The organism is Laceyella sediminis (genome assembly GCF_003003125.1).
Lineage (GTDB): Bacteria > Bacillota > Bacilli > Thermoactinomycetales > Thermoactinomycetaceae > Laceyella > Laceyella tengchongensis.
Genome location: NZ_PVTZ01000002.1, coordinates 271,088 through 290,664, shown reverse-complemented (window position 1 = coordinate 290,664; position 19,577 = coordinate 271,088). Strand labels below are relative to the sequence as shown.

The window sequence follows — 19,577 nt, the reverse complement described above, 5'->3', positions numbered from 1 at the left end:
CAGTTTGAGGGGATAGAATGATGCCAAAGTTTGTTATACAAAGATGGCATGGGTACCATATGATATTTGCCATGTGTTTTAGCCTGGTCTTAATCGCTTTGCTTTCCATATATGAATGGGTTTATGGCTTGGTGGGCCTCGTACTTTTTGTAGTGCTGGCCTGGGTTTTGTACAAGGCGGAACGGGCTTTTCGCCATGATTTCACTGAATATGTGCTGACTCTAAACCATCGAGTCAAGAATGCAGGGCAAACGGCGATGGATGAGATGCCAGTCGGCATCTTGCTGTATGACCGGTCTGGTCGAATTGAGTGGCACAATCCGTTCATTGCAGGCATGATGGGGAAATGTGAACGAATGATTGGGGAACCGGTGGTTGATGTGTTTCCGCAATTGAAAGAAGCACAGGAGGCGGTTCCGTGCACGGTCGAATTGGAAGGGCGCGTCTATGAAGTAACCCATCAGCGCGAAGAGAGAGTGTATTTTTTTAGAGACATCACGCGGCTGGAGAGCTTGCGGCAAAAGTTACACAACGAACGCGCGATTTTCGGGTTCATCCATCTGGATAACTTTGACGAGGCCGGACAAGGCTTGACTGATCAAGAGGCCACGTTGTTGCTGTCCAATGTGGCGGGGACGATTTCCAAGTGGGCATTGGAATATGACATTACCCTCAAACGGCTTGATACAGATAAAATGTTCTTTGTAGCGGCGCAACAATCACTGGAGCGGTTGATGAAATCCCGCTTTGAAATTTTGGACGTGGTCAGGGAGATGACCAGGAAGAATAAGATTCCAATCACCTTGAGTATTGGGATCGCAAGCGTCGGGGACACCTTGGTCGAAAGGACGCAAAACGCCCAAGCGGCATTAGATATCGCGTTGGCTCGCGGTGGGGATCAAGCTGCCGTGAAGCAAGGCGAAGAGACCGTTTTCTTTGGCGGCAAGACCAACGCGGTCGAGAAACGGACGCGAGTGCGTGCCCGGGTAATCTCCCACGCGATGAGCAATTTGATTCAAGACAGCAAGCGCGTGATTGTTATGGGCCACACGCAGCCGGACATGGATGCGTTGGGGGCGGCCATCGGCGTCGTCAAGTTCGCTTTGATTCATGATTGTGAAGCGCACATCGTGCTGGACGAAGAGAACGCTTCGATTGAACGGTTGCTAGCCGCTGTGCGTAGCCACTCGCAACTGGGGGAGATGTTGATCCAACCCGAGCGGGCGCTGTCCTTGGTGGATGATCCGGATACGCTTCTCATCTTGGTCGATACGCACAAGCCGTCGCTGGCGATGGATGCCCGCTTATTGGAGCGGGCCCGCAAAATCGTGGTGATTGACCACCATCGCCGCGGCGAGGATTTTGTGAAAGATCCGGTGCTGGTGTATCTAGAGCCTTATGCCTCTTCTACTAGTGAATTGGTGACGGAGCTGTTGCAATATCAAGATCAGCGGCTGTCCATGGATACGTTGGAAGCGACGGCCTTATTGGCCGGGATTGTGGTAGACACGAAGAATTTCGCCTTCCGGGCTGGTTCGCGCACTTTTGAGGCGGCGTCCTTCTTGCGCAGGCATGGCGCTGACCTCATGATGGTGCAATCGCTGTTGAAAGAGGATTTGAGCCAGTACGTCAAACGGGCGGAAATTATCAAGTCCACGGAAGTCGTGCGCGGAGACATCGCTGTCGCCGTGGGTGACGAGACGACGGAGTATGATCAGTTGCTGATTGCGCAAGCGGCCGACACCTTGTTGAATATGCAAGGCATCCGCGCCTCATTTGTGATAGGCCGCCGTGGTGACGGGTTGATCTCGATCAGTGCGAGATCGCAAGGGGAAATTAATGTCCAAGTCATCATGGAACAATTGGGGGGCGGAGGGCATTTGACCAACGCCGCTTGCCAATTGAAAAACGGTTCATTGGGCGAGGTCAAATCGCGCCTAATGCAAGTGTTGCAAGAGAATTTGGATGGAGGGCCGGAGAAATGAAAGTCATTTTACAACAAGATGTGAAAGGCACAGGCAAAAAAGGGGAAGTCAAAGAAGTTTCCGAAGGTTACGCGCGTAACTTTCTGATTCCACGGAAATTGGCGATTCCCGCCACTGATGGTAACATGAACACGTTGAAAGAGCAAAAGCGCTTAGAAGAGAAACGCAAAGAAGCGGAATTGAAAGAAGCGCAAGAATTGGGCCAGCGCATTGACTCGTTGACGGTGAAATTGTCCACCAAGACCGGGCAAGGTGGTCGGGTGTTCGGTTCCATCACCTCCAAACAAATCAGCCAAGCGCTGAAACAGCAACATCAATTGCAAATCGACAAGAAAAAGATTCTGCTTGATGAGCCGATTCGCGCATTGGGTGTGACCAAAGTTCCCGTGAAGTTGCACCCCAAAGTGTCGGCGATCCTGTCGGTGCAAGTGGTGGAAGAATAAAACGGTGCGCATCCTGCACCCATGCGCGAACCAGGAAGTGGGCTCGCCTTAGGATGATGGCGGGTCTGCCTTCCCTTGCATCAAAGAAGTGATTTAAAGCCCTCCACTTGCATGGAGAGCTTTTTTATGGGGCAAAGGGGGAGAAACGATGAGTGACTTGTTTGCTGATCGTCTACCTCCGCACAATCACGAAGCTGAACAAGCTGTGTTGGGTGCCATTTTGCTGGAGCCGGGCGTATTGGTTTCCGTTAATGAGCGCTTAAAGCCAGATGATTTTTATCGCCAGTCCCATCAACGCCTGTTTCAAGTGATGAATGAATTGGGCGAACAGGGAGAGCCCGTTGATTTGGTCACCCTGACAGCGGAGTTGCAAGACCGCAAGCTGTTGGAAGAAGTGGGGGGAGTGACCTATCTCAACGAACTGGCCAGTGCCGTGCCTACCGCAGCCAATGTCGAGTATTACGCCAAGATCGTTGAGGAGAAAGCGGTGCTGCGCCGACTCATCAGGACGGCATCCCAGATCGCAATGTCTGGTTATGGCGGCAACGAAGAATTGGATCACTTGCTCAATGAAGCGGAACGGCGGATTTTGGAAGTATCTCAGCGCCGCATCCGCGGCAGTGGGTTTATCCCGATTCAAGATGCGTTGATGGAGTCTTATGAGCAGATTGAAGCGTTGCACTTTAACAAAGGCGGCATCAGCGGGATTCCTACCGGATTTGTCGATCTGGATCGGATGACTTCCGGCCTTAAGGGATCGGAGCTGATCATTCTGGCCGCCCGACCAGCGATGGGAAAAACGGCTTTTGCGTTGAACTTGGCACAAAACGCGGCAGTGCGGAGTGGACAGACCGTGGCTATCTTCAGTTTGGAGATGGGGGCTTCCCAGTTGGTGTCACGGATGTTGGCATCGGAAGGGAACATTGACGCCCAAGCATTTCGAACGGGGAATTTAAATGAGGAAGATTGGGAAAAGCTAACAATGGCGATGAGTACATTGAGCGAAGCACCGATCTTTATTGACGATTCGCCGGGAGTGACTGTGTACGACATTCGCGCCAAACTGCGCCGCTTAAAAGTGGAACGTGGCTTGGGATTGGTCGTGATCGACTACTTGCAGTTGATTTCAGGTCGCGGCGGCGAGAGCAGGCAACAGGAAATTTCCGAAATCTCGCGGTCGTTGAAATTGATGGCGCGGGAATTCGATGTGCCGGTCATCGCATTGTCGCAGTTATCGCGGGCGGTGGAACAGCGGCAAGACAAACGGCCGATGTTATCGGACCTGCGGGAATCGGGCTCAATCGAACAAGATGCCGATGTGGTAGCCTTTTTATATCGGGATGATTATTACAATGAGGATTCCGAGAAGAAAAACATCGCTGAGCTCATCATTGGCAAACAGCGGAGCGGACCGGTTGGCAAAGTGGAATTGCTCTTCCTTAAGAACTACAACAAATTTTTAAGCTTGGATATAAAGCAATCAGCTATACACGAATAATCATTTATAATATTTAGATTAATGTTCGTATTTTATTGACAACGACGCGGTAATATTGGTAAAATGAAGCGGTGCTTGAATTTGATGTTCGGAAATTGTACCGCTGAGGGGGAACAAACGATGTCCACGGTGGTTGTTGTAGGTACCCAGTGGGGAGATGAAGGAAAAGGGAAGATCACGGATTTCTTGGCAGAGAAAGCGGAGGTTGTTGCGCGTTACCAAGGCGGGAACAACGCAGGCCACACCATTGTGTTTGGCGGAACTCGCTATAAGCTGCACATGATTCCGTCTGGGATCTTCTATCGTGACAAAGTGTGCGTGTTGGGTAATGGCATGGTAGTCAATCCGGAAGCATTGGTGAAGGAGTTGGACTACCTGCACGAACATGGGATTGTCACCGACAACTTGCGCATTTCTGATCGGGCCCATGTGATTATGCCTTATCATTTGCGTTTGGATTTAGCTGAAGAAGCGAGCAAGGGCTCCGGTAAAATCGGGACAACGGGTAAAGGGATCGGTCCGGCCTATATGGATAAGGCGGCCCGGGTGGGAATCCGCATCAGCGATCTCTTGGATAAGGAATTGTTCCGGGCGAAGCTGACGCGCATCCTGGAGGAGAAAAACCGCATCTTGGAACGGCTTTATGGGGAAGAAGGATTTAGCTTTGAAGAGATTTATGAGCCTTATTTGGCTTATGCGGATCGGATTCGCGACTATGTCGTCGACACATCGGTGGTGTTGAACGATGCCATTGACCAAGGAAAACGGGTCTTGTTTGAAGGGGCCCAAGGCGTGATGTTGGATATTGACCAAGGGACGTATCCTTTTGTTACGTCGTCCAACCCGGTCGCTGGTGGGGTATGCATCGGTTCTGGCGTCGGCCCGACCAAGATTCATCAAGTAGTGGGAGTAGCCAAAGCGTACACCACCCGTGTTGGTGACGGCCCATTCCCCACTGAGCTGTTTGATGAAATTGGCGATCAGATCAGAGAAGTGGGACGCGAGTACGGTACCACAACCGGCCGCCCACGCCGCGTGGGTTGGTTTGACAGTGTGGTAGTGCGCCATGCGCGCCGTGTGAGCGGCATCACTGGTCTGTCTCTCAACTCGCTGGACGTGCTGACCGGCATCGACACGGTCAAAATCTGCACCGCTTATGAATATGAAGGGCAAATCATCGAAAATTACCCTGCCAATCTCGACATCTTGGCTAAATGCAAGCCGGTCTACGAAGAATTGCCGGGTTGGAAAGAGGATATCACAGGAGTACGCAACTTCCATGACTTGCCTTTGGAAGCCCAGCACTATGTAGAACGGGTGTCACAGTTGACAGGGATTCCGCTGGCGATCTTCTCTGTCGGTCCGGACCGTGACCAAACGATCCAAGTACGCCCGGTATACGCTTAATAAAGCAGACGCCGGGTTTGGTGAAAAAAGAAACACACTGGCTATGAGACTTGTGGAGTCATCATCAGCCAGTGTGTTTTTTATTTTGCGTCGTCACGCGTGAAGCTAATGAGAAAAAGGGATTGGAGCTACTGGCTTATTCACCAGATGACGCCCTAGGCCGCTTGTTGCCATTTAGGGACGAGTTCTCCACGAAAAGCTCATTTATGGTATGTTTCGCCGCGGATGATTTTGAAGGCGCGGTAGATTTGCTCTAGGAGGAAGATGCGGATCAGCTGATGGGGAAAGGTCATGGCTGAAAAAGACAGCAACAGATCAGCCCGTTTTAGCACCTCTGGTGCAATCCCGTATGAACCACCGATGACAAAAGCGACATGGCTTTGTCCGTAGGTGCCCAATCGCTCCAGTTTGTTGGCGAACTCTGGAGAAGAGAGGGATTTACCCTCAATGGCCAAAGCGATGAAGAAGGCGTCGGGAGATAAGGCTTTTAAGATGCGCTCACCTTCTTTGCGTTTGATCAACGCCACTTCCGCTTCATGAACAGGGTCTTGCGCCTTTTCTTCATTCACTTCCACGATTTCCACTTTGGCATAGGGAGTAAGTCTTTTTAGATATTCATCGCATGCTTGTTTTAAATATTTTTCTTTTAACTTCCCCACGGTGATGAGTTGGATTTTCATGCGTCTTCCTCCGCTGTCTCCTCTTGGTTAGCGATTTGCAAAACATAACGGGGAGTTTGTCCGCACCAAAAACAAGTTGCGTGATCGTTCGGCTCGTTGTCCATCAGTTCCATAAGGGGAGCTTGTTCATACATATCCACAATTTCATCGAGTGCAATGTCGACGTGCTCGTCGCATGCATACCATTTTTTCTTTTCGGCAGAAGCCATTTGCTATTTCACTCCTTACCGCGCAGTAGTTATTCATAGGTTATCCACAATATCCACAAATTTATCAAAAGACAGGGAAAAGGAAAAGCCCCGTTTGTGAAAAACGGGGCTTGAACGTTTTTATCTCAAGTTGCTTGGCGCTTCGCCCAAAGTAATCGTAGCGGTTTGTTTTTTGCCATTGCGGAAGTAGGTTACTTCCATTTTGTCATTGACGGCTTTTTTGGTGTACATGTATTGTCTGATATCCGAACCCGATTTGACGATTTGACCATCGAGGGCGGTGATGACGTCTCCCGGTTCCATGCCAGCCTGATCTGCAGGGGAGCCAGGCTCCAACTCATATAGCGCCACCCCGGAAGTGATGTTGTTGGGGAGGTTGAGTTGTTGGCGAGCTTCTTGAGTGAGGTCGGCGACATCGACCATTTGTACTCCTAAGTACGGGCGCGACACTTTGCCGTATTTGATCAATTTTTCAACAATCGGGCGCGCGTCATTGATGGGGATGGCAAATCCGAGACCTTCCACCCCTTGTTCGGCAATTTTGAGGGTGTTGATGCCAATCACTTGGCCTGAGATGTTGATCAGAGCGCCGCCGCTGTTGCCGGGATTGATGGCAGCATCCGTTTGGATGACATCGGTGGTAGTTTGCTCATCCACTTTAAACGCTCGCTTGGGGGAGCTAATGACACCGGTGGTGACCGACTGGCCCAGTCCCAACGGGTTGCCGATGGCGATAGCAGGTTCCCCGGCGGTGAGTTGGTCGGAGTTGCCCAAGTCGGCGATGGCGGTCACATATTTATCGCTGATTTCCAACACCGCTAAGTCTGTCAATTGATCTCCGCCCAATAACCGCGCTTCGACTTCTTGGTTTTTGTCGTTGCCGTTAGGAATGATCACCTTAAAGCGGCTACCGCCTTGGATGACGTGATAATTGGTGATAATGCGCGCTTTGCCGTCAATCTTCTCAAAAATGATACCTGATCCGGAACTCTGTTGCAGTTCTTCGGTTTCAAAGAAATTAAATGAGCGTTTTAAGTTGATAACCCCAACCACGGCCGGAGCCGCTTTTTTGACAGCGCTGGTGATGTCTGAGTTCACCTTGACGCTGGTCACTTGCTTGTTGCCCACCGTGGTTTGCGGCAGGTTGCCATCCACGGACGGAAGAAGCCCCATGCGCGTTAAGGATGGGCTTAACAGCAATACAATCAATCCCCCGATGATCGCGGATACGATCGAAGTGAAAATGGGGCTAGCGGAGCGCTTTGGCTGTTTGTAATCCGGCTGTTCATCATAATAACCCATGGCATTCCCTCCTTGAATTAAGGCCATATGTATGGGAGTGGATTCGCTCTCATTATTTCAACAACTCAAATGTATTATACTAAATCCCTATGTGGGGTGGTTTGGTTTTCAAAGAAACGTAAGGTTGTTGACACAGTTGGATCGAAACGGGCGAATCCAGGCTTTTGTGTACATATTTATTTTATAGTGGGTGTGTGAAGTTGATGTGGAGAATCATTGTTTTGCTTGTGTCAAAATGGAGTAAGGAGAACGACACACATATACAAGTTTGAAGAATAGGAAAAATGAGGAGAATAATAGAAGATAACTAATACAAGTGATTAGGAGATGAGAGAATGAAACAGGGAAAGCGACCCTCTGTCAATACGTTAAAACGGTTTGCTGGAGTTGATTTGGGCGCGCAGGTGGCTGATCTGAAATTGGCATTTTACCAACAGGGTTTGCTCTTATCGGCCTTAATCGACCTCCTCGTCGATAAAGGGTTGATCGAACCGGATGAGTTGGCGGAGTTGGCGACGCGGCTGGACAGGGAAATCACGGTGCCAACCGAAGAATAAAGGGAGTCCCATACATGATGGGACTCCCTTTATTTGTCCTTTACCGCTCTTAGCGGGGTGGGGCGGTCGTCATACGTAGGCCACAGGTGGACATCACGCCCTACCTGCATGCCAGTCTCTTCTAGAATGTTTTTGACGGTCAGATGGGCCAACTCGCTTAGGTTGTTGTCCCGGCTCAAATGAGCCAGGTAGATGTTTTCGCCCATCCCCTTGAGAATCTCGGTCAGCGCCACCCCGGCATCCTCATTGGAAAGATGGCCGGTGTCGCCTAAAATGCGGCGTTTCACATTCCACGGATACGTTCCCGTGCGCAACATTTCGACGTCATGGTTGCTCTCCCAGACGATGGTGTGAGAACCGCTCACCCGGTCGATGATCCGTTGGTTTACATAGCCTAAGTCAGTAACGATGGAGAGGAGATCCTCACCATGTTGGATGTGGAAAGCGACCGGTTCTGCAGCGTCATGCGAGATCGCAAACGATTCGACGCGCAGATCGGACAATTCTAGCGCCGCACCCGTTTCCAAGACATTTTGCAAGGATTCGGGGATATCCCCCACACTGCTTGGCAGGTGACGCCAAGTAGATTCATTCATATAGATGGGGATCTGATAGCGACGGGCTAAGACCCCGAGTCCTCGCACATGGTCGATATGCTCATGCGTCACAAAAATGGCGGACAGGGTGGATGGGTCCACATTGATCTGCTCTAAGCGCTGTTCAATCTGTTTGCCGCTTAATCCCGCGTCTACCAACACCCTGACGCTGTCGGATTCAATATAAGTGGAATTGCCAGTGCTTCCGCTGGCCAACACACTAAACTTCATGGCGTCTTTCCTTTGCTTTCAATAGATTGCTTGGGCACGATTTCCATTTTTTCTTTGGCTTCGCGTTTGGTGGCGTTTAAGTAAATCCAATTGTTGCCGACTTCAAACCGCCAATAAGGGACGAGAATGTATTCCTCTTTGGAACCACCATAGGCGGCACGGTAGCCGAGCTTGGGATTGGTGATGGAAGCCGGGCCCTTTGTGTTCAGATTGGTGATCACCTGGTAGAGCGCGCTTGGATAGGTCATGAGCTCCTCTGCTGTCGGCGATTGAGACAAGTCATAGTGCACCACATGGATGGCTTTGATCGAGGAAGCCGCCAACTCCACTTCCAACACTGCATCCAAAATGGGTCTTCCTTTGACATGCTGCATATAGATACGTTTGTCTCGGCTGGATTCCATCAGCTCATAATCGCCGAAACGAGGCACTTCCCTGCTCAACAGCCGGTTCAGCTCCCGCTCGTTGCGGAAGGTGGGGGGAGTGGCGTAGGTTTTGCTGTAACCATTCAGCTCATTTTTCTTCCATCCGGCCAGCCGGATCGGGGTGACGGTGGCTTTATACGCCGCCAGTGTCGTTGGTGTGTTGTCCGGCTCTTCCGGAAACTGGATGCGGCTCTTTTTGGCGATCTGTTTTAATTGTGCAAGCGAGATCTCTTCCGTTTCCACATAATCGGACTGCTGTTTCACCAGTTGGTTTAATTGCAGTCCCAAAAAGAGATTTAAGACGATGAAGGCGATGATCAAAATCGTTTTGGCGCGACTCCAATCCATGGAGATTTCCTCCCTATGACGTTGGCGAACCGATGAAGAACTGTTCTCCAGCCGTGGTGAGTACCACCCATACAGGGGTGAACTGGACTGTTTTATCTTTCAGGTTATGGTTTGTCTCATAACCAGGATAGATGTGTTTGATGGCGGTCAAGGCGAGTTTGCGTTCGCTCAATTGCCGAAGCACTTCGTCCCGCCCGGGGAGCATCGCCTCGCCGTCGCGGGTACCCTCGAGCATGTACACCGTTGACCGAGCGTACTGCTTGATACCGTCTTCTCCACCGCTGGCCCCCGCTTGGAATTGCAACACATCGGGATAGATCATCTGCCCGTCTTGCCGGTTCCAGTATACGGGCAGGCCTGCAATGATGCGGCGGAAAGTGAGTTGGTTGGTGTCCCGTTCATCTTTGACCCGTTCCACACGATCAAGCAAATAATCGCCTGTCCAACCGCGGTGCCGCTTTACAAAGTTGTTGACGTCGTACAACTGGTTCTCAACCAGTGGATGTGTCGATTCAGAAGTGGGAACATCTTCAGTGTATTGCAATGAACCCCTCTTATTATAAACGAGCCGTTGGGACCGGGCCATGTAAAGATTTTCATCGTGGATGACGATCGGTTCCACGTCGGTTGATGTCAGCAGATACTCTTTGATGTCATCAATCTTGATCTGTTCCGTTTTATAACGCCACACCGGAAGCTTGGCTGATGCGGTCGGCAGATAAAAGATGCGTGACCATGGTTGTTTTTCATTCGCTTTATCCCAAGGCGCTTTGCCATTGGCCACCACCGGTGTCAGCTCCACTTGCGCATGCTGAATGGCTTGTTCCATCGTTTGTTGCAAGTGGGTCGGATCCAGTTGCAATTGCGCTTGCAAGATCGTTTTGGCATCATCGGAGATCAGCCAGAGTTGGGGCTGACCGCCGCTTACATGGAGCAGGATGCGGCTGACGTCGGTGGGCTGATGCAGGGAGAATTTCTCCAAGACCGACGTTTTGAAGAACGCATCCACCGTCTCTGAATGCATGTCGCGGGGGAATTGCAACTGGAGTGAAGGCCCGTCTAGCAGGCGCTTCTTCCATTCTTCGGGTGTGACTTGGTTCACGGCCTCAAATTTGGTGATTTCTGCGTTTTTGATGCTGTCGACCAACGTGCGGTATTCCTCACTGTCGGAATGTAACCATGTCGCCCGGCCGCCTAGGTTGACGATCAATTGATAAGGGGCGACAAACTGGGTGGATTTCTTTTCGTTGTATGTTTTGTCATCAGTTAAGACAGGAGGTGGCATGTTGTTGATCGGCTTCTGTTGGTATCCGGGCGAGTAAAACCACAAAAATCCCGTGAGACAGAAGCTGAGGGTGATTAGCAAGATCAGTACGACGGTTTTGATGTGTTCAACCCATTTTTCTTCCACTTGGGCTTATTCACCTCCGACTGACGGGGGGCAGTGTGAAGGTTACGACAGTGCCTTTTTGATAGATACTGTCAATCGCGATAGTCCCTTCATGCGCATGCACGATTTCTTGGGCGATTGCCAACCCCAGTCCGGTGCCCCCCAGACTGCGCGAACGGGCTTTGTCCACACGATAAAACCGCTCAAAAATCCGGCCCAAGTCTTGCTTGGGAATGCCGATGCCGGTATCGGCAATGCCCACCTCCACCATGCCGTCTGGGTTGCGCTTTGCGACAATCGCCACCGAACCGCCTTCCGGGGTGTATTTGATGGCGTTGGACACGAGGTTGTCCAATACTTGCATCAACTTGTCCGGATCAGCGTAAACACGGGGCAGGGAGCCGTGAGTGAAAAGCGTGAAGCTGATCTGTTTCTGTTGGCATTGGAAGCGGAAGCGATCCATGGTTTCTTCCAATATCTCGGTCAACGCCAGCGGTTTTTTGTAGAACTTCGATTTGCGGGCGTCAAGGCGCGAGAGATGCAACAAGTCTTGAATCAGGCGCGTCATGCGGTCAGCTTCTTGGCGGGCCACTTTGAGGAAGCGGACAGCCAGCTCCGGATTTTCGACCGCTCCGTCTTCCAGTGCCTCGATATAACTTTTGATGGTGGTCAAAGGCGTCCGCAGTTCATGAGACACATTGGCGACGAAATCTTTCCGTTGCCGGTCCAGTTTCTCTTGTTCGGTGACGTCTTCGAGCACGGCCACCATCCCGATCAAGTCATTTCCCTTCAGCTTGATCGGCGTAAAGTTAATCTTCAGCACTGTCTGGGTTTCCGCATCGGCATGGTGGTGTTCGACGAAGGTTTGACGGGCTTCCTTCAACGGCAGTTTTAACGGCTCTGATAAGGACAACACTTCCGTGATCGAGCTACCGAGCGCGATTTGGCGATCCAACAGTTTTTCTGCAGGGATGTTTTTCACAATGATTTTCCCTTGCAAATCGGTTGCGATCACACCGTCGCTCATGTTGGCCAGAACGGATTCCAGCTTCTCTGTTTCCTCTTCCTTTTCCTTGATCGCTGTTCGCAGATGAGCGGCCAGATCGTTGAAGGAGATAGCCAACTGGCCGATCTCGTCTTCGCTCTTTACGGCCACTTGGCGGTCAAAGTCGCCTGATGCCATCGCTTTCGTTTGTTCTCGGATCTCTTTGATCGGCAGGGTGATGGTGCGGGCCAAGATGATGACTAAGAATCCGGTCACCGCCAGTGCCACCGCCGCGATCTTGATCAAGATCTTGCTGATGCGATAGATGCGGTCATAGGTCGGTTTCAATGGGGCTTCCAGATAAAGTGAGCCCAACTCCCGCTGTTGCCGGTCCAGCAGTTTGGCCACGTACACTTGGTAGTCGTTTCCTTCCGCGTCCTTCACTTTGGCGAACGGTTGCTTCTTATCCATCAGATCAGTGAGGCGGTTGGGCAATTTAAATATCTTTTCATTCGACTCGTTGGACGCGATCACCCAGTTGTTCTGGTCAATCACGCGCACGATGGTGAAATGCTGGCTAGTGTTGGGCGCCGCTTGCAACAGGCGGGCTCGCAACCGCTTGGCACGGTCGCGGTCATTTTCAGCTTTCGCTTCCAGCTCAGGCGAGACGATCAGGGACAGCACATATCCTTGTTCTTTCAATTGGGCGCGCAGGTCATTGATAAAAACCGATTCTAGTTGGCGGATGAAGTAGACGCCAACCAATTGCATGGCCATGATGATCAAAAGTATGTATATCACGACCAGCTTCCACTGCACGCTGTTCATCAATTGCTTCCATTTCTTCATTGCGTTTACCCACCCATTCACCGATCTGCGCGGGGATCGCGAATCGTGTAACCGATGCCGCGCCGCGTGATGATGTACTTAGGCGCGCTCGGATCGTCTTCGATCTTTTCACGCAGACGGCGGATGGTCACATCGACAGTGCGCACGTCACCGAAGTAATCATACCCCCAGACGGATTGTAGGAGATGTTCTCTGGTCAGCACTTGATTGACATGCTTGGACAAGTAGAGCAACAATTCAAATTCGCGGTGGGTCAGGTCGATGACCCGATCCTGCTTGCTGACAATGAAACTGTGTGGGTCGATCGTCAAATCACCGATGACCAGATTGCTTTTGTTAGGCTCCTCCCGCGTCGCTTCTTGGCGTTGCGACTGAGTGCGGCGCAAATTGGCTTTGATCCGCGCTAGGAGTTCGCGGTTGCTAAACGGTTTGGTCACATAATCGTCAGCGCCCATCTCTAATCCCAACACCTTGTCCAATTCCGAGTCTTTGGCGGTCAGCATAATGATCGGAAATTGGAAGTGTTGCCGCACTCTTCGACAAACTTCGATACCATCGGCGCCGGGCAACATCAAGTCCAGTAACATCAAGTCCGGCGGCGCGTTGAGCACTTTTTGAATCGCTTCGTCACCATCATGGATGCAATCCACCTGGTAACCTTCTTTCTCCAAATTGAACTTAATAATATCGGCAATTGGCCGTTCATCTTCCACTACGTAGATTTTGGCGCTCACGTACAGATCCCTCCTGGACATAAAAAGCGTAAAATCATTGTCCCACAAGAACATTGGGAAAACAATCGCCCGCCTATGAGACTATTTTACCATCCGCGGTTGAGGGGATTAGGCAAAATTGGGTGAAAGAAGGATGACTCGATGTGGTGGAGGTGAATAAAGTATGGAGAGCGAAAGGATGGATGATAGATGAGAAGAATGCCAAGGATGCAGTCGGTCCCCAGCAAAATGAAGAAAACGGCGGTGCTTTGGGAAAATATTCGAATCAGGCCCTACATCCCGGAAAGCCGAAGGTACAACAGGAAAGAAGTGTTTAACATGTTGCGGCGCCATCGGTTCGTCTTTCTCAAACCCGACATTGGCGGCGGCGGGAGAGGGGCGGTCAAGCTAACCCCTGCCAGAAGAGGAGTTATGTGCCAAACGCTGAACGGCAGAAGGGTGTTGCCAGTACAGAGGGCGTTCAGATGGATTGAGCAGGAGATGATATCTAGAAGAAATTACATGGCGCAACAAGGGATTCGAATGGCGCAAGTGGACGGGAGAAATGTCGATTTTCGCGTTCATCTGCAAAAACCGCGAAATCGCTGGTTAATCACCGGTTTTTGCGCCAAATTGGCTCCTCCGGGGAGCTTGGTCACCAATCGTTGTCGAGGAGGAACGCCGCTGGAAGCGAGCAAGGCGGTCAAACGCATTTCGCATACAGTTGGTAAAAAAGAAAAAACATTAAAAAAAAGAAATATATGCAGTTTCTAAAGAGATAGCCAAAACATTAAATAGACGCTTTACAGGTTTAAAGGAACTTGGCGTCGATTTGACCGTGGATCGGAACGGGAAGATTTGGATATTTGAAGTGAATACTTCCCCTGTAATCAAACTGTTTAAAAGTTTGAAAGACAAGACCGCTTATCAGCAAATCAATCAAATTCGTTATCAAATGTTTGCTAAAAGATAGCAATACCTTTACCTAATTAAATAAAAATTTAAAACCTGGCTTTTTGCCTTCGTATAGATTGTACATGCGTTAAGCATGTTTTTTTCGTTTCCGAGCATATATAACAGGATTCGACAAAGTATTCCCGTTGACGGTTTCGTAGTTCACCTGTTACCATTAATATTAATTCTAGGTATTTAAAATTTTTTGATCAATCCCGGAGGTGTATTTATATGTCGTCCATTACCGTTGGCGTATATCTAGGAAAAAAGGATCGTCTGGTTCGTTATTGGTATGAAATCCTGCCGAAAGGCCAATTCCCGATGCTGGTGAAGTACTGCATCCAGTCCTACCTGCGCAACAACTATTTCCCCTTGCAATCGATCTGCGACTCTCGTCTGTTGAAGGAGCAAATCCAGAAGCGGAGCGAGTATGTGCCGACCCAGCGCAATGTTACGTTCACTCCGGAAGACGGCCCGGTCTATCAATGGATCAAGAGCTTGGAAAGCGGTTACCGTAGCGAGGAGATCAAAAACATCCTGAAGGAGACGGTGGTGCACACCCTGTTGAATGAGCAAATGCATTATCCACCGCGGGCTGCAGTTGGACAATCTTCCTATGGGATGGAAGCGCACGAAGCGCAAGGCGTCTACCATCCTTATGCTGAAGAGGCGCAAAAGTTCGCCTTGCTGAAGCGGGATCACATCGCGATGGAAGAGCCTTACGGCTGGGACAAGGTGAACAAGCATGTGGTGGAGAATGAAGTGGAAGGCAAAGACAAAGCGGCAAAGGGGTTTAACCATTTGGTCAATTATCTCGGATAATGGGGGCCTTTGGTCTTATCCGTTACGTCACGCGACGGTGCGAAAGAATAAATAAGGCCAAGGGCGACCAGCAATCCCCGCGGCGAATCAAGAACATCATGAGAATGAGGAGAAACGTGCGGTGGTTAAACTTAATTATTCAATTAGAATAAGTAGGGAGTCCGTGTCTTGATCCAAAGCGGGCTCCTTTTCATGTTCATTTGGGCGGCGGGCCGCTTGGGTGGCCAAATGAACATGAAAAAAAACGCCTATGAAGGCGCGGGTGGGTTGCGTCGAGGCGCAGGCGGACGGAGAGCTGTGGCCCGCCGTCCGCTTGCGCGCGTTGCCAACTTATTGCAGAGGCACCCCTTTGTTCGATGCCGGGCTGTTGGACGAGAAGGGTTTGGCCATGTCCTCTTTGAAGCCAAAGAAATAAGTGAAGAAGAAGCCGGCCGCGTAAGAGATCACAATGCCGATCAGATATAGCACGATTTGATCCGGCTTGATCAGCAATGTGAGCGGCAACCCCGACACGCTGATTCCAACGGAGGCCACTTTGAACACCGCTTGGAAGGCGCCACCGACCGCAGCTCCCAAACATGCAGTGATGAAAGGGCGGCCCAAGGGCAAGGTGACGCCGTAGATCAGTGGCTCCCCGATGCCCAGAATGCCCACAGGCAAGGCACCTTTGATCACATTACGCAACGTGGTGTTGCGTGTTTTGAGATAGACAGCGAATACCGCTCCTACTTGCCCGGCGCCGGCCATGGCGAGAATCGGTTGCAATGGGTCGATACCGGTCGCGTTTAACAGCTCCATATGAATGGGAATAAGTCCTTGATGCAAGCCCAGCATCACCAAGGGCAGAAAGAAACCAGAGAGGATCGCGCCGGCGAACAAACCGCCTTGATTCAACAGCGTCTGGATGCCGCCAGTAAGCGCTTCAGACAGGAAGCCGCTGATTGGTTGCAAGGCGATATACGTGGAGAAGCCGGTGATCAGAACTGCCACGGTTGGAGTGACGATGATGTCAATGCTTTTGGGCACGAACGGACGGATGCTTTTTTCAAGCCAGACGATAAACCAGGCTGCCAGCAGGACGCCAATCAACCCTCCGCGCCCAGGGACCAGCGCTTCCCCGAACAGCTGGATGTTTTCGATATCGGGGAGAATGAAGAGGCCCCCCGCAATTCCGCCTAACGCCGGTGTACCGCCAAACTCCTTGGCCGTGTTGATGCCAACAAAGACGGACAGGTATGCGAAAATGACCTTGCTCATGGCCTGTAACAACGGAATGACTGTGCTACCTTCTTTGAGGCTGGGGAAGGAATGAATGAGCACATTGGTCAATCCCATGATGATTCCGCCTGCGATAATGGCTGGAATCAATGGGATGAAGATGTTGGCGATTTTGCGCACCAGCTGCTTGGCGGAGTTGTGCCGCCGCGCCTGGTGTTCTTCCGCCACGGGCGTGGACGTCTTGCCGCTCAATTTGCTCAAGTGCGTGGCCACGCGCGTAACCAGCCCAGGTCCCAACACGATTTGGTATTCTCCGGCTTGCTCCACCACGCCGAGCACGCCCGGTATCGACCGCAATTGATCCGATTGGAGCGCGGACTCATCGCGCAAGGTCAGGCGCAGACGAGTCATGCAATGCGCAATACTCTGAATATTCTCCGCACCGCCGACTGCTGAAAGAATGGACTCGGCCAGGGAGATTTCCGCTTGGTTCATGGCGTCCCTCCTGGGTTTGGCTTGCAAACAATTAGAAGATATATTTATCTGACAATAAGCCTATCATAACCTCACAAAATCGTCAAAGGTGTGATCGAAATATTAAATCTTATGTCGAAAGAGGGAAGATTGGGAGGATTTTTCATTTTACAGTGGAAGAGAATAACTAATAAAGTGGCATGTCTTGTAAAAATGCGTTGAATTATGGCATAAAAGTTGTGATATGAAGGGGTGGGTATTGGACGTGTTAGATATACAGGCGATCGAGAGCAAAGGTTGGTTATATCACTTTGTCGAGCGAATCTTCTCCCTACATCCGTCCCTCCATTGGATTAGTGTGGGATTAATCACAACGTTACTCAGTTTTCTGCTGATACTGAACCGGAAGTGGGTCAGTCATTTTCCACGTTATGGCTATATGGCATCCGTTGTCGCCACGATTGCATTGCTTGACTTGTTTACGCAGACAATCCCTATTTTAACGGTATATTTAATTGTATTAGGATATGTATTATTTCGAGCATCTGATGAGAGAAACTATCTTATAACCATAAGTTTTTTCATTACTTACATATTGATATCTGCTTATACCGAATGGAGTTATTTGCGGGCGATCGAGCTGGTCAGCCACGGCTTGCTTTTTGTTTGGGTTGCGTGGATTAGCGACCAAGTGCGGGATCGGTTCTTTGAATTGAAGAAACAGAAAGAGAAAACGCGTCGCCTGATTGACCAGAAAAACGAGTCCAACCGACGGTTGAGGGAATTTCAGAAAGAGCTGGAAGAAACCTATCTGCGCGATTCGCTGACGGGCTTGTACAATTTTCACGGGTTTCAGGAGCAAGTGACCCGTGGCTTGTCCCGATGCGCCCACTCCCTGTCATATCATGTGGTTTGCTTTGATTTGACCGATTTTCGGCAAATCAATATGAAGGATGGGAACGACACAGGCGACCGGCTGTTGGTGCAGATCGCTAACTTGTTAAAGCGGCATTTGCCTCCTTCCGCGCGGATCGCCCGCTACGACGGGGACCAGTTTGCCATCGGGTTGATGGGGGACGGCGCGGTGTTGAGGCGTTTGATCGAAACGGTGGAGTTTGTCCTGGCCGAGTTAAAGGCCAACCATCCGCTGCTCAATTACTGCATGGCGTCGGCCTCCTATCCCACAGAAGCGAAGACGGGAGCGGAATTGATCCGACAAGCGGAGGATCGCCTGATGCTCGCCCAGCGGCAACGGCGTGACAAGGAGGAGGAGCACCGTCTCAGATTGGAGAAGCTATCGGCGCTCGGGCAGTTGGCGGCCGGACTGGCCCATGAAATCCGCAATCCGCTTACATCCATTCGAGGGTTTGTCCAGATTTCCGCTGTTGAGTCGGAAGCGGTGAAAAAATGGGAATCAATCATTTTGCCCGAGATCGATCGCATCAACGACTTGTTGAAACAATTTCTTAATTTGAGTGAAGCCAAGCCGGTGAAAGTAACCCGGTTTAATCTGAACCGCCTGATGAATGATGTGCTCAGCCTGTTGCAACCCAAGTCCCTCTTAATGGGACATGAGTTGATCGGCCATCAGCCGGATCAACCGGTGGAGATGGAGGCGGATGCCGAGCAGTTGAAACAGGTGCTGATCAATTTAGTGCAAAACGGGTTGGAGGCTTTGTCGGAAAAAGGGACGGTGCAGGTCTCATGGCAAAAGAGCGAGGAACAAGTGCATATCCAGGTAATGGACAACGGAAATGGCATTCCTCCGGAATTGTGTTCCCGCATTTTTGAGCCGTTTTTCACCACCAAGGACGAAGGGACGGGAATGGGATTGGCCATCTGTTCCCGCATCATTGAAGATCATGGGGGAATCATGTGCGTTACCAGCACCCCGGGCTTGGGAACCTCGTTTAATATTCAATTGCCGCTGAAGCAGACGACCTTGGGCGAAGTGGTGATATCTGAAGAATACCCGCCTGAAGCAGAGCCGGAGAAAGCGGAAGTCGGAGCGTTGGCCGGTGCCCAAGATGGAGCGGATATGGTGGCCTCACTTGAGAAGCCACAGTCAGCGCTCGAGCCAATGGAAGATTCTGTGGAGGCAGAACAAAAAGAGGGAACGGAAGAACAGGAAACAGCGGAAGCAGATCAACAGGAAAGGGACAACAAGGGGACGAAGCGCACGGCAGAGGAGGCTGTTCGGAAACGGAAGCCGGGCAAGATGCAAGCTCCTAAGGTGGAGCCGATCAAGGACAAGCAAAAGCGGGAAAAAAACGTGCGCGGGGAGGCAACTGGCGCTCAGAAAGCTTCAGACGCGTCCGCTCCCTGCAATGAGGTGGTGGGCTTGGCCGGCGGATAAAAGGAGGCGTTTCCCTCACTTCCAAACATCACCTTCCCGGTTCCCACTTCTGCAAAAACGGGATTTTCGGCGATGAATCTTGTAAAATAAGTGGAGGGGGAAAACCGATCCGGCGGATGGACGGGTCAAACCCGA

General features: G+C 50.9%; 18 protein-coding genes. 9 read left to right on the top strand and 9 right to left on the bottom strand.

Annotated features, from left to right (window positions below):
• The first annotated feature begins 20 nt into the window (after positions 1-20).
• The 4 genes from CLV36_RS04195 to CLV36_RS04180 all read left to right on the top strand — a co-directional run bounded on the left by CLV36_RS04195 (position 21) and on the right by CLV36_RS04180 (position 5,333).
• Positions 21-1,985 (top strand): DHH family phosphoesterase, encoded by a 1,965-nt coding sequence (locus tag CLV36_RS04195; RefSeq protein ID WP_102993704.1) that lies wholly within the window; start codon positions 21-23, stop codon positions 1,983-1,985.
• Positions 1,982-2,428 carry a 50S ribosomal protein L9 gene (gene rplI, locus CLV36_RS04190; RefSeq protein WP_106341834.1) on the top strand — a complete coding sequence of 149 codons (447 nt, stop codon included), beginning with the start codon at positions 1,982-1,984 and terminating at the stop codon, positions 2,426-2,428. Before CLV36_RS04195 ends, rplI begins: the two co-directional genes overlap by 4 nt.
• Before the next feature lie 148 nt (positions 2,429-2,576).
• Positions 2,577-3,926, top strand: a complete 1,350-nt coding sequence (gene dnaB, locus CLV36_RS04185; protein WP_106341833.1) for a replicative DNA helicase — start codon at positions 2,577-2,579, stop codon at positions 3,924-3,926.
• 120 nt (positions 3,927-4,046) lie between these two features.
• The gene (locus CLV36_RS04180; protein ID WP_102993701.1) at positions 4,047-5,333 is read left to right on the top strand and encodes an adenylosuccinate synthase; all 1,287 of its coding nucleotides are present in this window, start codon (positions 4,047-4,049) and stop codon (positions 5,331-5,333) included.
• Positions 5,334-5,533: 200 nt separating this feature from the next.
• Here CLV36_RS04180 and rlmH read toward each other — a convergent pair whose 3' ends face one another.
• From rlmH to CLV36_RS04165, 3 genes are all read right to left on the bottom strand, one after another.
• Positions 5,534-6,013, bottom strand: a complete 480-nt coding sequence (gene rlmH, locus CLV36_RS04175) for a 23S rRNA (pseudouridine(1915)-N(3))-methyltransferase RlmH (RefSeq protein WP_102993700.1) — start codon at positions 6,011-6,013, stop codon at positions 5,534-5,536.
• Positions 6,010-6,222, bottom strand: coding sequence for a CxxH/CxxC protein (locus tag CLV36_RS04170; protein WP_102993699.1), 213 nt, complete (start codon positions 6,220-6,222; stop codon positions 6,010-6,012). The genes rlmH and CLV36_RS04170 overlap by 4 nt, the downstream gene beginning before the upstream one ends.
• Before the next feature lie 120 nt (positions 6,223-6,342).
• Positions 6,343-7,524, bottom strand: coding sequence for a S1C family serine protease (locus CLV36_RS04165; protein ID WP_102993698.1), 1,182 nt, complete (start codon positions 7,522-7,524; stop codon positions 6,343-6,345).
• 335 nt (positions 7,525-7,859) lie between these two features.
• On the opposite strand from CLV36_RS04165, the gene CLV36_RS04160 reads away from it, so the two are divergent.
• On the top strand, positions 7,860-8,081 hold the full coding sequence (locus tag CLV36_RS04160) for a hypothetical protein (protein ID WP_022737311.1): 222 nt from the start codon (positions 7,860-7,862) through the stop codon (positions 8,079-8,081).
• Between the two features lie 29 nt (positions 8,082-8,110).
• On the opposite strand, the gene CLV36_RS04155 is transcribed toward CLV36_RS04160, so the two are convergent.
• From CLV36_RS04155 to yycF, 5 genes are read right to left on the bottom strand one after another with little or no spacing between them, the layout of a single operon-like run.
• Positions 8,111-8,908: an MBL fold metallo-hydrolase gene (locus CLV36_RS04155; RefSeq protein WP_106341832.1), complete on the bottom strand. Its 798-nt coding sequence runs from the start codon at positions 8,906-8,908 to the stop codon at positions 8,111-8,113.
• Positions 8,905-9,681, bottom strand: a complete 777-nt coding sequence (yycI, locus tag CLV36_RS04150; RefSeq protein ID WP_106341831.1) for a two-component system regulatory protein YycI — start codon at positions 9,679-9,681, stop codon at positions 8,905-8,907. Before yycI ends, CLV36_RS04155 begins: the two co-directional genes overlap by 4 nt.
• 13 nt (positions 9,682-9,694) lie before the next feature.
• On the bottom strand, positions 9,695-11,092 hold the full coding sequence (locus tag CLV36_RS04145; RefSeq protein WP_106341830.1) for a YycH family regulatory protein: 1,398 nt from the start codon (positions 11,090-11,092) through the stop codon (positions 9,695-9,697).
• Between the two features lie 10 nt (positions 11,093-11,102).
• A complete protein-coding gene (locus CLV36_RS04140; protein ID WP_106341829.1) occupies positions 11,103-12,905 on the bottom strand; it encodes an ATP-binding protein in 1,803 nt (600 codons plus the stop codon).
• Between the two features lie 17 nt (positions 12,906-12,922).
• The gene (yycF, locus tag CLV36_RS04135) at positions 12,923-13,639 is read right to left on the bottom strand and encodes a response regulator YycF (RefSeq protein WP_145958372.1); all 717 of its coding nucleotides are present in this window, start codon (positions 13,637-13,639) and stop codon (positions 12,923-12,925) included.
• Positions 13,640-13,828: 189 nt separating this feature from the next.
• Between yycF and CLV36_RS04130 the strand changes: the two genes are divergently transcribed.
• The 3 genes from CLV36_RS04130 to CLV36_RS04125 all read left to right on the top strand — a co-directional run bounded on the left by CLV36_RS04130 (position 13,829) and on the right by CLV36_RS04125 (position 15,394).
• Positions 13,829-14,392, top strand: a complete 564-nt coding sequence (locus tag CLV36_RS04130; protein WP_106341828.1) for a YheC/YheD family protein — start codon at positions 13,829-13,831, stop codon at positions 14,390-14,392.
• Positions 14,376-14,591 carry a YheC/YheD family protein gene (locus tag CLV36_RS18005; protein ID WP_146130596.1) on the top strand — a complete coding sequence of 72 codons (216 nt, stop codon included), beginning with the start codon at positions 14,376-14,378 and terminating at the stop codon, positions 14,589-14,591. Before CLV36_RS04130 ends, CLV36_RS18005 begins: the two co-directional genes overlap by 17 nt.
• Positions 14,592-14,803: 212 nt before the next feature.
• Entirely contained in the window at positions 14,804-15,394 is a 591-nt protein-coding gene (locus CLV36_RS04125; RefSeq protein WP_022737317.1) for a hypothetical protein, read from the top strand.
• Between the two features lie 330 nt (positions 15,395-15,724).
• Here the strand turns inward: CLV36_RS04125 and CLV36_RS04120 are convergent, their stop codons facing one another.
• On the bottom strand, positions 15,725-17,107 hold the full coding sequence (locus CLV36_RS04120) for a PTS transporter subunit EIIC (RefSeq protein WP_106341827.1): 1,383 nt from the start codon (positions 17,105-17,107) through the stop codon (positions 15,725-15,727).
• 244 nt (positions 17,108-17,351) lie between these two features.
• On the opposite strand from CLV36_RS04120, the gene CLV36_RS04115 reads away from it, so the two are divergent.
• Positions 17,352-19,442: an ATP-binding protein gene (locus CLV36_RS04115; RefSeq protein ID WP_181352818.1), complete on the top strand. Its 2,091-nt coding sequence runs from the start codon at positions 17,352-17,354 to the stop codon at positions 19,440-19,442.
• The last annotated feature ends 135 nt before the right edge of the window (positions 19,443-19,577 follow it).

Coding starts and splice junctions, on each gene's coding strand:
- CLV36_RS04130 (WP_106341828.1), top strand. CDS start 13,829: ATGAGAAGAATGCCAAGGATGCAGTCGGTCCCCAGCAAAATGAAGAAA.
- CLV36_RS04170 (WP_102993699.1), bottom strand. CDS start 6,222: ATGGCTTCTGCCGAAAAGAAAAAATGGTATGCATGCGACGAGCACGTC.
- rplI (WP_106341834.1), top strand. CDS start 1,982: ATGAAAGTCATTTTACAACAAGATGTGAAAGGCACAGGCAAAAAAGGG.
- CLV36_RS04165 (WP_102993698.1), bottom strand. CDS start 7,524: ATGGGTTATTATGATGAACAGCCGGATTACAAACAGCCAAAGCGCTCC.
- CLV36_RS04160 (WP_022737311.1), top strand. CDS start 7,860: ATGAAACAGGGAAAGCGACCCTCTGTCAATACGTTAAAACGGTTTGCT.
- CLV36_RS04125 (WP_022737317.1), top strand. CDS start 14,804: ATGTCGTCCATTACCGTTGGCGTATATCTAGGAAAAAAGGATCGTCTG.
- CLV36_RS04155 (WP_106341832.1), bottom strand. CDS start 8,908: ATGAAGTTTAGTGTGTTGGCCAGCGGAAGCACTGGCAATTCCACTTAT.
- yycI (WP_106341831.1), bottom strand. CDS start 9,681: ATGGATTGGAGTCGCGCCAAAACGATTTTGATCATCGCCTTCATCGTC.
- CLV36_RS04140 (WP_106341829.1), bottom strand. CDS start 12,905: ATGAAGAAATGGAAGCAATTGATGAACAGCGTGCAGTGGAAGCTGGTC.
- dnaB (WP_106341833.1), top strand. CDS start 2,577: ATGAGTGACTTGTTTGCTGATCGTCTACCTCCGCACAATCACGAAGCT.
- rlmH (WP_102993700.1), bottom strand. CDS start 6,013: ATGAAAATCCAACTCATCACCGTGGGGAAGTTAAAAGAAAAATATTTA.
- CLV36_RS04180 (WP_102993701.1), top strand. CDS start 4,047: ATGTCCACGGTGGTTGTTGTAGGTACCCAGTGGGGAGATGAAGGAAAA.
- CLV36_RS04120 (WP_106341827.1), bottom strand. CDS start 17,107: ATGAACCAAGCGGAAATCTCCCTGGCCGAGTCCATTCTTTCAGCAGTC.
- CLV36_RS04195 (WP_102993704.1), top strand. CDS start 21: ATGCCAAAGTTTGTTATACAAAGATGGCATGGGTACCATATGATATTT.